Origin of the sequence: Lysinibacillus sp. A4, assembly GCF_024919535.1 — a bacterium.
In the GTDB taxonomy this organism is placed as follows: Bacteria; Bacillota; Bacilli; order Bacillales_A; family Planococcaceae; genus Lysinibacillus; species Lysinibacillus capsici.
Genome location: NZ_JANWTB010000006.1, coordinates 90,794 through 103,139, shown reverse-complemented (window position 1 = coordinate 103,139; position 12,346 = coordinate 90,794). Strand labels below are relative to the sequence as shown.

The 12,346-nt window shown below is 37.5% G+C and carries 12 protein-coding genes; all 12 read left to right on the top strand.

Annotated elements, in window-relative coordinates:
* Nucleotides 1–773 precede the first annotated feature (773 nt).
* A complete protein-coding gene (locus NY607_RS13585) occupies nt 774–1,544 on the top strand; it encodes a FliA/WhiG family RNA polymerase sigma factor (protein WP_036080567.1) in 771 nt (256 codons plus the stop codon).
* Between the two features lie 23 nt (nt 1,545–1,567).
* The gene (locus NY607_RS13580) at nt 1,568–1,870 is read left to right on the top strand and encodes an RNA polymerase subunit sigma (RefSeq protein WP_131521888.1); all 303 of its coding nucleotides are present in this window, start codon (nt 1,568–1,570) and stop codon (nt 1,868–1,870) included.
* A 9-nt stretch (nt 1,871–1,879) separates the two neighbouring features.
* Entirely contained in the window at nt 1,880–2,458 is a 579-nt protein-coding gene (locus tag NY607_RS13575) for a hypothetical protein (RefSeq protein ID WP_131521887.1), read from the top strand.
* Nucleotides 2,459–2,614: 156 nt separating this feature from the next.
* Nucleotides 2,615–3,334, top strand: a complete 720-nt coding sequence (gene rpsB, locus NY607_RS13570; RefSeq protein ID WP_004269262.1) for a 30S ribosomal protein S2 — start codon at nt 2,615–2,617, stop codon at nt 3,332–3,334.
* A 101-nt stretch (nt 3,335–3,435) separates the two neighbouring features.
* Nucleotides 3,436–4,323: a translation elongation factor Ts gene (gene tsf / locus NY607_RS13565; RefSeq protein WP_131521886.1), complete on the top strand. Its 888-nt coding sequence runs from the start codon at nt 3,436–3,438 to the stop codon at nt 4,321–4,323.
* A 217-nt stretch (nt 4,324–4,540) separates the two neighbouring features.
* Entirely contained in the window at nt 4,541–5,266 is a 726-nt protein-coding gene (gene pyrH / locus NY607_RS13560) for a UMP kinase (RefSeq protein ID WP_004269260.1), read from the top strand.
* On the top strand, nt 5,266–5,823 hold the full coding sequence (frr, locus tag NY607_RS13555; RefSeq protein ID WP_004269259.1) for a ribosome recycling factor: 558 nt from the start codon (nt 5,266–5,268) through the stop codon (nt 5,821–5,823). The genes pyrH and frr overlap by 1 nt, the downstream gene beginning before the upstream one ends.
* 309 nt (nt 5,824–6,132) lie before the next feature.
* On the top strand, nt 6,133–6,927 hold the full coding sequence (locus NY607_RS13550) for an undecaprenyl pyrophosphate synthase (protein ID WP_004269258.1): 795 nt from the start codon (nt 6,133–6,135) through the stop codon (nt 6,925–6,927).
* Complete coding sequence (locus NY607_RS13545) at nt 6,924–7,724, top strand: phosphatidate cytidylyltransferase (RefSeq protein WP_131521885.1); 801 nt, start codon at nt 6,924–6,926, stop codon at nt 7,722–7,724. The genes NY607_RS13550 and NY607_RS13545 overlap by 4 nt, the downstream gene beginning before the upstream one ends.
* Before the next feature lie 62 nt (nt 7,725–7,786).
* Nucleotides 7,787–8,932 carry a 1-deoxy-D-xylulose-5-phosphate reductoisomerase gene (gene dxr / locus NY607_RS13540; protein WP_131521884.1) on the top strand — a complete coding sequence of 382 codons (1,146 nt, stop codon included), beginning with the start codon at nt 7,787–7,789 and terminating at the stop codon, nt 8,930–8,932.
* 47 nt (nt 8,933–8,979) lie between these two features.
* Complete coding sequence (rseP, locus tag NY607_RS13535) at nt 8,980–10,242, top strand: RIP metalloprotease RseP (RefSeq protein WP_054550529.1); 1,263 nt, start codon at nt 8,980–8,982, stop codon at nt 10,240–10,242.
* Between the two features lie 131 nt (nt 10,243–10,373).
* Nucleotides 10,374–12,080: a proline--tRNA ligase gene (locus tag NY607_RS13530; RefSeq protein ID WP_131521883.1), complete on the top strand. Its 1,707-nt coding sequence runs from the start codon at nt 10,374–10,376 to the stop codon at nt 12,078–12,080.
* Nucleotides 12,081–12,346 lie beyond the last annotated feature (266 nt).

Genomic DNA, 12,346 nt, shown 5'->3' with positions numbered 1-12,346 from the left:
CTGGTTTATAACACAGAAAAGGAGTAACTGTTGTAATTGGGTGTGACAATATCTTTGATGTTTGGTCCCCATTTGGTAACGGGAATTTATTAGAACGAGCTGGTCGTTTGGCAAAAAGCTCAGGTTGGGGGGATGAACGCTCATTAGCCCAAATCCTTCAATTTATTACAGGAGGAAAAACTCCACTCAATCAAGCAGGTGAGCAAACATAGCCAAAAGTGAGAGATAGTGCAAATATGGTGTGTGGAGGCTTCTTGCTCTGCTGTAGCAATTGCTCGAAGATCTCTACGTAAGGCAACTATATTCAATGGAAACCTTGTCTTTAGTTCGTTGTAAAGCATAATTTATTGATAAAGAGTGGTTTCTATATATTGGGTAGTATTGCTCTTTTGTTCAATTTGTTCTTTGCGTTACACTAGTGCTAAAACTATATCAAAAGAATTCAGTAGCTACCTACAAATAGCTTAATCATATCCAACTGTATCCAAGTGTCGTTACACAATCAGGATACAGTTTTTCTATGTCTTTCAAAAACAAAGGAATATATTAGAGACTAAGAGAAACAAATGAAATTATAGTCGATTCTTGTTATAATATAGGAAAGATGGCAACTGCTTATCGGGCTTAACTATTCAGGGCTCACGTCTAGATTAGCTTAAATGTGGATTTTTATAAAAAATAACTGAGAAATCCTGTTGAATGATAAATTTTAAGAGCGCAAGTAGTCGTTAGTAAACAGGCGTGAAAAAGCGTTTTTTAGAGAGGTGGATTTCATGACACAACCAATTCTGAACGATGAGCAAAAACTATGGAATCGCTGGATACATGAGCGTGACCCCGATGCGGGTGATTTACTTATAAAAAAATACATTTCTTTAGTATCTTATCATGTCCAACGTATTGGTGCAGGTCTGCCAAAAAGCGTCTCACGAGACGATTTAACGAGCTTAGGGATGGTAGGACTTTTTGATGCATTAAATAAATTTGACATTAACAGAGATTTAAAATTTGATACATATGCTTCGTTTAGAGTAAGAGGAGCCATCATTGATGGTTTACGAAAAGAAGACTGGTTACCACGGTCAGCGCGTGAAAAAGCTAAAAAATTAGATGCACAAATTGAACAACTAGAACAAAAATATATGCGTCATGTAACACCTGAGGAGCTTGCGGAGCATATGGAAGTATCTGTTGAAGATGTCTATCAAACTGTGCAAGAGCATTTTTTTTCAAATGTTCTTTCTATTAATGAACAACAAGACCAAGAAGAAACAGATGGCAAGTCATTTGTCATACGAGACGATACAACAAAAACACCTGAGCAAGCTATCATTAAATCAGAGTTGTTAGATGATCTTGCGGAAAATATTCAGAAACTCAATGAAAAAGAACAACTTGTCCTAAGTTTATTTTACACGGAGGAGTTAACTTTGACAGAAATTGGTGAAATGCTTGAACTATCAACCTCTCGTATTTCACAAATTCATTCAAAAGCGCTATTAAAGCTACGAAAGCTATTATCTAGTGAAATGATTAATGCGTAAATATCCTTGAGGGAGAGATTCCAATGAGTTTAAAAGGTGTCGAGTTACAGATTGCTATTCCAAAAACATTTGAAGCAGGAAAAATGGCGGATCAGGCACAGCAACAAGTATTGGCTCAGCAAGCACATGCAAATGAAGCATTAAAAAAAGAAGTAGAGCGCAAACAAAAAATTGTCAACACATCAGAAGGTATGGATGAAATTAGTGAGGATGAAGATGCGGGTGGTGAGTATTTAACAGGGATTCATAAAAAGAAAAAAAAGCATCAACAAGAAAAACAGGCACAACATCCGTTTAAAGGGAATTTCGTGGATTTTAGTGGATAGGAGTTTACAATGACAACCATTCTAATAGCGGTGCTATTCTTTTTACAGCTAATTTCATTTTATTTTCTTATCATTTTAAATACAAAGTTAGCAAAGTTTAAAGATTTGGAAAAGAAGCAAGAACGATTAATGAGGGAAATGGACGACACCATTAGTGTATATTTAGCTGAAATGAAAGATGAAAATGACCGTCTTATTAAAGAGCTACAAAATGTCTCGCAATCAGAAATAGCTGCTAGTAGCTTGCAGCAAACGGAACAATATGTGACTCCTCAGGAGCAGCCATCTTTGCCAGTAGTACACGAGGTGAAAAGTGATAGTTCTCTATCCTTAGAAAAGGATGCTCGTATCTATGTACCTAAAAATATTGTCGCAAACGCTTATTCACGTCAGCAACATACTGGCTCGAAAATGGTGAAAACAGCTCCACCTTTAAAAGTGGAGGAGCAAAAAGAAGCTGAAAAATTACTGACAGTGGAACAACAAGCTCTAGAATTAGCAAAGCAGGGAAAATCACCAGAGGAAATAGCGAAACAACTGCAAAAGGGTAAAACAGAAATCGAGCTTTTACTGAAATTCCATCACTAAATTGTTGCGAATTATTCAAAGCTATGATATAGTTGCAAATGGTGTTATTACTACACACGCATTTTGATGCAGTAAGTGGTGCTCTAAGCTTAGGGTAGCTTGTTGTAGATGATAAATGCGGAGGATAAAAACCAAACATATTAGGAGGAAATTCACATGTCAGTAATTTCTATGAAACAATTACTTGAAGCTGGTGTACATTTCGGTCACCAAACTCGTCGTTGGAACCCAAAAATGAAGAAATATATCTTCGTTGAACGTAACGGGATCTACATCATCGACTTACAAAAAACTGTTAAAAAATTAGAGGAAGCTTATGACTTCATGCGTCAAGTTGGTCAAGACGGTGGTAAAGTTCTTTTCGTTGGTACGAAAAAACAAGCACAAGAAGCGATCAAAGATGAAGCTGAACGTTCAGGCAACTACTACATCAACCAACGTTGGTTAGGTGGTACTCTTACAAACTTCGGTACAATTCAAAAACGTGTTGCACGTATGAAACAAATCGAAAAAATGGAAGAAGAAGGAACTTTCGAAGTTCTTCCTAAAAAAGAAGTAATCCAACTTAAAAAAGAACACGAACGTCTAATCAAATTCTTAGGCGGTATCCGTGATATGCACGATCTTCCAGACGTAATGTTCGTGGTTGACCCACGTAAAGAACGTATTGCGGTTGCAGAAGCTCGTAAATTAAACATCCCTCTAGTAGGTATTGTTGATACTAACTGTGATCCAGATGAAATCGACTACGTAATCCCTGCTAATGATGATGCTATTCGCGCTGTTAAACTTTTAACTGCTAAAATGGCTGACGCTTTAATCGAGTCAAAACAAGGTGAAGAAGAAGCTCCAGCTGTAGAAGCTGCTGCTGAGTAATTCACGTTTACAAAAAGGTGATAAGTGGCTCAAAACCCTTATCACCTTTTTTAGAACCTATCATTAAATTATGTTCAACCAATTTGAGGAGGAAACACTAAATGGCAAACATTACTGCACAATTAGTAAAAGAATTACGCGAAAAAACTGGCGCTGGTATGATGGATTGTAAAAAAGCGTTAGTACAAACTGATGGCGACTTAGAAGCAGCTATCGACTTCCTACGTGAAAAAGGTCTTTCTTCAGCTGCTAAAAAAGCTGACCGTATCGCTGCAGAAGGTACAACTTATATTTTAGAACAAGGTAACGAAGCAATCATCCTTGAAGTAAATGCTGAAACTGACTTTGTTGCGAAAAACGACAAATTCCAAGTATTAGTTGCATCTTTAGCTGAGCAATTACTTGCTGCTAAACCTGCATCAGTTGAAGCTGCTTTAGAGCTTGCAAATGCTGAAGGCGTAAAAATTGTAGATCAAATTTCTTCTGCTATTGCAACAATTGGAGAAAAAATTACACTTCGTCGTTTCGAAATTAAAACAAAATCTGATGCAGATGCATTCGGTTCATACTTACACATGGGCGGCCGTATCGGTGTATTAGTAACTTTAGAAGGCTCTACTGATGCAGCAGCTGCTAAAGATGTTGCTATGCACATTGCAGCAATTAACCCAACTTATGTTTCTCGCGATGAAGTTTCTGCTGAAGAAGTTGAACGTGAGCGTAAAGTATTAACTGAACAAGCTCTTAACGAAGGTAAACCAGAAAACATCGTTGCAAAAATGGTTGAAGGCCGTCTTGGTAAATATTTCGAAGATGTTTGCTTACTTGACCAAACTTTCGTTAAAAACTCAGATCAAAAAGTACGTGATTTTGTAGCTTCAACTGGTGGTTCTGTAAACGGCTTTGTACGTTACGCTGTTGGTGAAGGTATCGAAAAACGTGAAGATAACTTTGCAGAAGAAGTAATGAGCCAAGTTAAAGGTAACTAATTTAGCTTGCATTTGATTCTAATCAAATAATATCTAGATTATCTAGACAAAAAAATGGGGAACACAACATAGCGTGTTCCCTATTTTTCCGAAATGAATGAAAAAATTGAAGATAATTTTCTATTCTGCCTTATTCACAACTAGCAATTATTGTTAGATATACTATAATGGAAAAGGGAATAGGGATGTTTTAAATAAAGTCTTACGGAGGTTTACAATGAGTGTACCGCAATATAAACGAGTAGTTATTAAACTAAGTGGTGAAGCGTTAGCTGGAGAAGCGGGCTTCGGTTTATCACCAAAAATAATCAAGTCTGTTGCAGAAGAAGTAAAAGAAGTAGTAGATCTTGATGTAGAAGTTGCTGTTGTTGTAGGTGGCGGTAATATATGGCGTGGAAAAATAGGTAGTGAAATGGGAATGGATCGTGCTGCTGCGGACTATATGGGCATGCTGGCAACCGTAATGAACTCCCTAGCTTTACAAGATGCACTTGAAAAATTAGGCATTGAAACACGTGTTCAATCTTCTATTGTGATGACTCAAGTAGCGGAGCCATACATTCGTCGTAAAGCAGTTAGACATCTTGAGAAAAAGCGTGTTGTTATCTTTGCAGCAGGGACAGGTAATCCGTTCTTCTCTACTGATACGACTGCCGCATTACGAGCAGCAGAAATTGATGCTGATGCAATTTTAATGGCTAAAAACAATGTCGATGGCGTTTATTCAGCGGATCCTAAAGTGGATGAGACAGCCATTAAATATGATACACTCACATACTTAGACGTTATCCAACAAGGCTTACAAGTAATGGATTCAACGGCTTCAACTTTATGTATGGATAACGATATCCCGCTAATTGTTTTCTCAATTACGGAGCCGGGTAACATAAAACGAGCTGTACAAGGCGAAAAAATCGGAACAGTTGTTAGGAGGAATGTATAATGGCTAAACAAGTATTAGAACAAGCTAAAGAAAAAATGAACAAAACAATCGCAGCTTTCTCACGCGAACTAGCATCTATTCGTGCAGGTCGTGCGAACGCATCTCTATTAGATCGTATTTCGGTTGATTACTATGGAGCAGCAACACCAATTAACCAACTTGCGGGTGTTTCTATACCTGAAGCTCGTTTATTAGTAATTACGCCTTACGATAAATCAATTTTAGGTGATATTGAAAAAGCAATTATGAAATCAGATATTGGTATTACACCAACAAATGATGGTTCTGTCATTCGTCTTATGATTCCTGCTTTAACAGAAGAGCGTCGTAAGGATCTAGTAAAACAAGTGAAAAAAGAAGCGGAAGATGCAAAAATTGCTGTACGTAATGTTCGTCGTGATGCAAATGATGATTTGAAAAAACTTGAAAAAGCTGGCGAAATCACAGAAGACGATCTACGTGGCTATGGGGAAGATATTCAAAAGTTAACAGATGAATTCATTGTGAAAGTAGATCAAGTAGCGAAAGATAAAGAAAAAGAAATTTTAGAGGTGTAAAGAAACCTTTTACACGTCTATGATGGAACTTTTTGATGAGATGAAGGCGTCCTATACTTAACAGGACGTCTTTTCTCTTTATTATTCATAGCCAAATTGCTTACTCAAATAGAGAGCATGTATGAATGTGAAAAGGTCATTAATGATACAATCATCATTATTTAACAAACTCATTCTTTAATATGTGTATAGTTCTAAAATAAGCTAGTACATACATAGTCAATTTAGAGGGAAAAAAAAGACAAAAGGCGCTTTTGTTTGTTATGATAGGTTAGTATACGTCCGATTAGTTGTAGTGGGGGAGTTAGCATGTTTAAAAAGCTATTAGGTAAACAAATAAATATGGATACACTATCATTGGAGGAGCGTGTGGCCCTAGCTAAAAGCGAGCCGATTCCTGCCCATGTAGCGATTATTATGGACGGAAATGGACGTTGGGCGAAGAAAAGAGCTATGCCACGTGTAGCTGGTCATCATGAAGGAATGAAGACGGTGCGTAAGGTGACAAGATTTGCGTCAGACTTGGGTATTAAAGTCTTAACTGTCTATGCATTTTCCACTGAAAATTGGAAGAGACCAAAACCTGAGGTAGATTTTCTTATGCGGTTACCTGTTGAGTTTTTAGGTTCCTTTTTACCAGAAATGATGGAGCGGAATGTACGTGTCGAAATGATTGGAGACCCATCTTTATTACCTGCCCATACACAAAAAGCGTTGTATGAGGCAATGGAAGAAACGAAGCATAATACAGGGCTTATTTTAAATTTTGCACTGAATTATGGTAGTCGTTCTGAAATGGTCAATGCCATGAAAATGATGCTTCAAAAAGTGCAGGACGGTCAATTAACGATGCAAGACATAACAGAAGATTGCTTAACATCTCATTTAATGACGGCACATTTACCTGAGCCAGATCTTTTAATTCGTACAAGTGGTGAAGTGCGATTAAGTAACTTTATGCTATGGCAGCTCGCCTATACAGAATTTTGGTTTACAGATACATTGTGGCCAGATTTTAGTGAGGAAAACTTACTCGAAGCGGTGGAAAACTATCAGAAACGTAATCGCCGTTACGGTGGGTTGAAGGGAGAAGAAACAACTTGAAACAACGAATTATTACCGCAATAATTGCAGCAGCACTTTTCATTCCATTCGTTATTTATGGAAAAGTACCATTTGCCATACTTGTGCTAGCAATGGCTATTGTCGGTTTTTATGAAATACTTAAGATGAAAGGTATTTCCATTTTTTCTGTACCTGGCTTCTTAGGACTGATCACTTTAATTTTACTGGTTATCCCGAAGGACTGGAGTGAAAGGGTTGTAGAATTAATAGGCTATTCGTCTAATCTAATGGTAGTCTATGGTCTAATGATGCTACTTCTTATTTACGTGGTTTTAGTAAAAAATAAAATAACTTTTGATGAAGTTGGCTTTATTTTATTAGGCGCTTTTTATGTGGGATTAGGATTCCATTATCTAATTGAAACTAGAAATATTGGATTAGAGTATGTTGTCTATTGCTTATTAGTTGTTTGGACAACGGATTCTGGTGCATATTTTGTAGGGAGAAAATTAGGGAAAAATAAGTTATGGCCAGAAATTTCACCTAAGAAAACGATCGAAGGCTTTATAGGTGGAATAGTCATTGCTGTTATTTTTGCAGTCGGTATGCAACTCCTTTACCCATTCGCAAATGGTTATATATCACTTGTTTTTGTAACGATTTTTGCCTCTATCATTGGTCAAATGGGCGATTTGGTAGAGTCTGCTATTAAACGTCACTTTGATGTAAAAGATTCAGGCAATATTTTACCAGGGCACGGAGGAATTTTAGATCGCTTTGATAGTCTATTATTTGTCGTGCCTCTACTTCATTTTTTACATTTATTTGGTAATTAATTGTATAGGAAAAGACATCTTGCTAAATCATTTGCTTAGATAGAAAAAGGGGACAATTTGTTGTGAAAAAAATTAGTTTATTAGGTGCAACGGGTTCAATTGGTTGGCAAACCTACGATATCTTAAAAGAACAACGTGATGCTTTTCAATTAGTAGCTTTTTCATCAGGAAAGAACCTAGAGAAAACGCGAGAAATGATTGAAACATTAAAGCCAGAATTAGTTTCTGTGCAATTAGAAGAAGACGCACTGACACTAGCTAAAGAGTTTCCAAATATCCAATTTACGTTTGGAGCAAAAGGACTTGTAGAGGTCGCAACACATCCAGATTCGACTGTACTTGTCAATGCTGTGCTTGGAAGTGTAGGCCTTGAATCAACATTAGCAGCCATTCGTATGGGCAAAACGATTGCTATTGCTAATAAAGAAACGCTTGTAACTGCTGGTCATTTAGTGATGGCAGAGGCCAAAAAATACAAAGTAGCCATCTTGCCTGTAGATAGTGAGCACTCTGCCATCTTCCAATCGATGAATGGTGAGAATCCGAAAAATATCGAACGTTTGATTATTACCGCTTCTGGTGGTAGCTTCCGTGATAAAACACGAGAACAATTAAAAGACGTGACGGTCGCAGATGCACTGAATCATCCAAACTGGTCTATGGGTGCAAAGATTACGATAGATTCCGCTACAATGATGAATAAGGGATTAGAAGTCATCGAAGCACATGTTTTATTTGATATGCCTTATGATAAAATAGATGTACTTTTGCATAGAGAAAGTATTATTCACTCTCTAGTTGAGTATCATGATACTAGTGTTATTGCTCAGCTAGGTACACCCGATATGCGTGTGCCAATCCAATATGCTTTAAGCTACCCAGACCGTATACCATTACAAAATGGTCAGCGACTAAATTTAGCGCAAATTGGTCAACTACATTTTCAAGAGATGGACTTTGAGCGATACCCTGCTTTGCGTTTAGCGTATGAGGCTGGTCGTATGGGTGGTACAATTCTGACAGCAATGAATGCAGCAAACGAAGCGGCAGTTGCAGCCTTTTTACAAGGGAAAATCACATTCCTTGAAATTGATGAGACGATTGAACGTGTGATGCAGGCACACCAAAACATTGCAGTACCAGATTTACAAACCATATTACATGTGGATAGTGAGACAAGAAAAATAGTGTTAGACATGGTAAAATAACGAAAGCACTGTATCGTTAAACTAATCGCTATTAAAGGTGGGGTATTATGCAAACAGCCATTGCATTTATATTAATATTTGGTATGCTCGTCTTCTTCCATGAACTTGGACATTTCTTATTCGCCAAACGTGCAGGTATCTTAGTACGTGAATTTGCGATCGGAATGGGTCCCAAAATTTATGGAAAAACGCATGGTGAAACAATGTATACTATTCGATTATTACCAATCGGGGGATACGTACGTATGGCCGGCGAGGATATGGATGGCACGGAATTACAGCCAGGCTACCGAATAGGGCTTATTGTGAATGAAGATAATGTTGTTAAAAAAATTATTTTCAATCAAAATAATAAGCAGTTACCAGATTTATTATTTTTAGAAGTTGAACGCGCCGATTTAGAGAAGGAGTTATTTGTAGAGGGTTATGATGAAGAAGAACGTCTAGTTCGTTATCAAGTAGCTAGAGACTGTGTGCTTGTGGAAAATGGTCGTGAACTTGTCATTGCGCCACACGATCGTCAATTTAATGCAAAGACAGTTGGTCAACGAGCAATGACTATCTTTGCAGGCCCTTTGTTTAACTTTATTCTCGCGTTTGTGATTTATTTAGTGATTGGATTGATCCATGGTGTACCAACATACGAGCCAATTATCACAGAGGTAGTAGAGAATGATCCAGCTGCACAAGCAGGGATGCTGGCAGGAGATAGAGTAACAGCTATTAACGGACAAGCAGTTGAAAAATGGCAAGATTTAGCTGCAATCGTTCAAGATCATCCAAACGAAGATATTGCTGTGACAGTTGAACGAAATGGACAATCAGTGAACTTAAATATGACTGTTAAGGAAATCCAGCAGGATGGCGAGAAATATGGTCAAATAGGTGTACGCTATGAAAGTCCCAGAGAATTTAACCCATTAAAGGCAGTTGTTTATGGAGCTCAAGAAACCTATAATATGACAGTGAAAATATTTGAACTATTAGGTATGCTAATAACTGGTAAGTTTACAATAGACGCACTTTCAGGTCCTGTAGGTATTTATAAAGCAACAGAGCAAGTTGCCCAATATGGTATTATGAACCTAATGAATTGGGCAGCAATGCTAAGTATTAACTTAGGAATTATGAACCTACTTCCATTACCAGCACTTGACGGAGGCCGTTTATTATTCTTTGGCTTTGAAGCTTTACGTGGTAAACCAATTGACCGTCAAAAAGAAGGTATTGTACATTTTGTAGGAATCGTCCTACTCATGATTCTAATGGTGGTTGTTACATGGAACGATATACAAAGATTTTTCTTTTAATTCATTGACAGTTAAATGAAATTTGATTTCCTAGCTTTGAGCGCAATTTCGATGAAACATTGCGCTCAAAGCTAAATTTGTTTATGCTATTGAGAGTATAAACTTATCTATTGAAAAAGGTGGAACACTGAATGAAGCAAAGTAAAACATTTATCCCAACGTTACGTGAAGTACCTGCTGATGCTGAGGTAAAGTCACATAAGCAATTACTACGTGCAGGGTTTATTCGTCAAAATACAAGTGGGGTATACTCGTATTTACCGCTTGCAAAACGTGTGCTAACAAAAATTGAAACAATTATCCGAGAAGAAATGGAAGCTATCAACTCCATTGAGCTACTAATGCCATCTCTACAATCTGCTGAGCTATGGCAGGAATCAGGTCGCTGGGAAAAATACGGACCTGAATTAATGCGCTTAAAAGACCGACATGACCGTGATTTTGCATTAGGGCCAACACATGAAGAAGTCATTACAACTTTAGTCCGTGATGAAATTAAATCATATAAAAAATTACCGCTAACATTGTATCAAATTCAAACCAAATTCCGTGATGAAAAACGTCCTCGCTTTGGCTTACTACGAGGAAGAGAATTTATCATGAAAGATGCTTATTCTTTCCATGCGTCACGTGAAAGTTTAGATGAAACATATGAAGATATGTATCGTGCTTATTCTAATATTTTCTCCCGTCTCGGCCTAAACTACCGTGCTGTTATTGCAGATGCAGGTTCGATTGGCGGTAAAGGAACACATGAATTTATGGTCCTTTCTGAAATTGGGGAAGATACAATTGCGTACTCAGATACTTCTGATTATGCAGCAAATATCGAAATGGCTGAAGTTATTGTTGACTATCAACCATCTGATGAAGCTTTAAAAGATGTAGAAAAAGTAGCAACTCCAGAGCAAAAAACAATTGAAGATGTTTCAGCATTCTTAAAAGTAGAACCTGCTAATGTCATCAAATCTCTAGTTTTTGATGTAGATGGAGAGCTTGTAGTAGTGCTTGCACGTGGGGATCATGAAATTAATGATATCAAATTGAAAAATGCACTTGATGCAGGATCTGTGGAACTTGCAAGTGAAGCAGCGATTCAAGAATTATTAGGTTGTGGTGTTGGCTCAATTGGTCCAGTGAAATTACCGGTAGACGTAAAAGTTGTAGCAGACCATGCTATTAAATCTATCCGAAATGGTATTGCAGGTGCCAACGAAGATGGATTCCATTTAGTCAATGTTAACCCTGAGCGTGATTTTGCAGTTAATGACTATTTAGATATTCGTTTTATTCAAGAGGGAGATCCTTCTCCTGATGGACAAGGTAACATTAAGTTTGCAGAAGGTATCGAGGTTGGTCATATTTTCAAATTAGGTACTACATATTCTGCTAAAATGAATGGTACTTTCTTAGATGAGCAAGGTAAGGCTCAACCATTTATCATGGGGTGCTATGGTATTGGTGTTTCTCGTATTCTAGCTGCTGTAGCGGAGCACTTCCAAGATGACAATGGCTTTACATGGCCAACACAATTAGCGCCATATGATATTCATGTTGTGCCAGTAAACACAAAAGATGAGGCACAAGTGACATTAGCGGAGGAGCTTTATGGCTTATTAAAATCATACCGTTATGATGTGTTACTTGATGATCGTCCTGAACGAGCGGGTGTAAAATTCGCTGATGCTGATTTAATTGGCTTACCTGTTCGAGTAACTGTTGGTAAAAAAGCAACAGAAGGTATTGTAGAAGTGAAATTCCGTCAAACGGGTGAAACATTTGAATGGAAAAAAGAAGAAGTAATTGATCGTCTGAATGAATTTTTCCGTAAAAATTAATGACGAGCTAAAAATTGGTGATAATTAGAATTTGATGCTTTTAATAGAGGCTTTCGTATAATTTTGATAAGATAGATATAAATAATTCGCGACACTTCTGCGGGACAGTGAGCCAAGCAAGCAACAACAGATGGTAAAATATCTGTTAAACTTGAAGAGCGCCCGCAGTGTGGGAGCGAATTTTTTTCTTGAATTCATCACGCGTTTGAGACGAATTAGAACATGAGGCTAAAGAAATTGCCTCTTTCTGAAAGTAGGTGTCATTA

Excerpts from the sequence above, each read along its gene's own strand:
- rseP (WP_054550529.1), top strand. The coding sequence starts at position 8,980 with ATGCAAACAGCCATTGCATTTATATTAATATTTGGTATGCTCGTCTTC.
- rpsB (WP_004269262.1), top strand. The coding sequence starts at position 2,615 with ATGTCAGTAATTTCTATGAAACAATTACTTGAAGCTGGTGTACATTTC.
- NY607_RS13550 (WP_004269258.1), top strand. The coding sequence starts at position 6,133 with ATGTTTAAAAAGCTATTAGGTAAACAAATAAATATGGATACACTATCA.
- frr (WP_004269259.1), top strand. The coding sequence starts at position 5,266 with ATGGCTAAACAAGTATTAGAACAAGCTAAAGAAAAAATGAACAAAACA.
- NY607_RS13580 (WP_131521888.1), top strand. The coding sequence starts at position 1,568 with ATGAGTTTAAAAGGTGTCGAGTTACAGATTGCTATTCCAAAAACATTT.
- NY607_RS13530 (WP_131521883.1), top strand. The coding sequence starts at position 10,374 with ATGAAGCAAAGTAAAACATTTATCCCAACGTTACGTGAAGTACCTGCT.
- NY607_RS13575 (WP_131521887.1), top strand. The coding sequence starts at position 1,880 with ATGACAACCATTCTAATAGCGGTGCTATTCTTTTTACAGCTAATTTCA.
- tsf (WP_131521886.1), top strand. The coding sequence starts at position 3,436 with ATGGCAAACATTACTGCACAATTAGTAAAAGAATTACGCGAAAAAACT.
- NY607_RS13585 (WP_036080567.1), top strand. The coding sequence starts at position 774 with ATGACACAACCAATTCTGAACGATGAGCAAAAACTATGGAATCGCTGG.
- pyrH (WP_004269260.1), top strand. The coding sequence starts at position 4,541 with ATGAGTGTACCGCAATATAAACGAGTAGTTATTAAACTAAGTGGTGAA.